Source organism: Streptomyces sp. P17 (assembly GCF_032436805.1).
Lineage (GTDB): Bacteria > Actinomycetota > Actinomycetes > Streptomycetales > Streptomycetaceae > Streptomyces.
Window position 1 is genome coordinate 1 of sequence record NZ_JAVRBF010000623.1, and the last position, 285, is coordinate 285.

Annotated in this window: 1 protein-coding gene; it reads left to right on the forward strand. The window is 50.9% G+C overall.

Features of this window, described 5'->3' with window-relative positions; all coding sequences use genetic code 11:
- The coding region (locus RMT89_RS42355; RefSeq protein ID WP_315889086.1) for a hypothetical protein at positions 1–285 on the forward strand (285 nt) is incomplete at both ends.

Genomic DNA, 285 nt, shown 5'->3' on the forward strand with positions numbered 1-285 from the left:
GAGTAATCCTGTCCTCTGTGTTCTATCCCCTACCATCAATGCCGACCTGACTAGGAAGGAGTATCTCGACCCCTTCGGTATTGCCGATGAGGCTGCGATGATCCTTTCCTTGCACAAGGCTCCGGGGAAGAAGAAGACCCCAGCCGCTGAGATGAAAGCCTATCTTAGTGAAGAAGTGCAACCCGTTCTGGACGAGATGGAAATCAAGTACATCGTCTGTGCAGATGCGGACTATTATAAGGTACTCACAGGCTCTACCAAAGCTGACCTGCAAGTCGGATACGT